The organism is Burkholderia sp. BCC1996 (assembly GCF_905339955.1).
Lineage (GTDB): Bacteria > Pseudomonadota > Gammaproteobacteria > Burkholderiales > Burkholderiaceae > Burkholderia.
In genome coordinates this window covers 1-1,056 of record NZ_CAJPHM010000084.1, presented here as the reverse complement: position 1 = coordinate 1,056, position 1,056 = coordinate 1, and the positions used below count along the sequence as shown (strand labels likewise).

Here is a 1,056-nt window from a genome sequence, read left to right as displayed (position 1 = left end):
GACATCGTCGACACCGAAGTGATCCGTCAGGCGCTGTACGGCCTCGCGATGGTGATCATCATGCTGTATCGCTCGGAAGGCCTGTGGCCGGCGCCGAAGCATGAGGACAAGATCGCGAAACTGGCGAAGCGCAACAGCAAGAAGCCGGTGCGCGCTTAACCAACGGACAAGGGGATACACACATGAGCGACAAGCAAATCCGACTGTCCGTCTCGGGCGTGAACAAACGCTTCGGCGGGCTGCAGGCACTGTCCGACGTCGGCCTGCAGATCAAGGAAGGCGAGATCTACGGCCTGATCGGCCCGAACGGCGCCGGCAAGACCACGTTCTTCAACGTGATCACGGGCCTCTACACGCCGGACTCCGGCGAGTTCAAGCTCGACGGCACGGAATACAAGCCGACCGCGGTGCACCAGGTCGCGAAGACGGGCATCGCGCGCACGTTCCAGAACATCCGCCTGTTCGGCGGGATGACGGCGCTGGAGAACGTGATGGTGGGCCGCCACGTGCGGACCAAGCACGGCCTGCTGGGCGCGGTGTTCCAGACGCCGGCCGAGCGCCAGGAAGAGCGCGAGATCAAGGAACGCGCGATCGAGCTGCTCGAGTACGTCGGCGTGCTGCAGTACGCGGACTACACGTCGCGCAACCTGTCGTACGGCCACCAGCGCCGTCTCGAGATTGCGCGCGCATTGGCGACCGACCCGAAGCTGCTCGCGCTCGACGAGCCGGCGGCCGGGATGAACGCGACCGAGAAGGTCGAACTCACGCGCCTGCTCGACAAGATCCGCTCGGACGGCCGCACGATCCTGCTGATCGAGCACGACGTGAAGCTCGTGATGGGATTGTGCAACCGGATGACGGTGCTCGATTACGGCAAGGTGATCGCCGAGGGTCTGCCGCAGGACGTGCAGAAGAATCCGAAGGTGATTGAGGCATATCTCGGCGCAGGGGTGCACTGATGGCAGCGGCAATGTTGAAAATCAAGGGCTTGCAGGTCAACTACGGCGGCATCCAGGCCGTCAAGGGCGTTGACATGGAAGTCCGCCAGGGCGAGCT

Annotated in this window: 1 protein-coding gene and 2 pseudogenes; all 3 read left to right on the top strand. The window is 63.6% G+C overall.

Annotated features, from left to right (window positions below; translation table 11 throughout):
- Positions 1-159, top strand: a pseudogene (locus U4Z64_RS37280) (ABC transporter ATP-binding protein); the annotation flags it as partial.
- 23 nt (positions 160-182) lie between these two features.
- Entirely contained in the window at positions 183-959 is a 777-nt protein-coding gene (locus U4Z64_RS37275; RefSeq protein ID WP_044845603.1) for an ABC transporter ATP-binding protein, read from the top strand.
- A pseudogene (locus U4Z64_RS37270) lies at positions 959-1,056 on the top strand (ABC transporter ATP-binding protein); the annotation flags it as partial. The gene U4Z64_RS37275 and the pseudogene U4Z64_RS37270, both read left to right, overlap by 1 nt.

Bases quoted from the DNA above. Each gene is read 5' to 3' on its own strand.
- U4Z64_RS37275 (WP_044845603.1), top strand. From the start codon at position 183: ATGAGCGACAAGCAAATCCGACTGTCCGTCTCGGGCGTGAACAAACGC.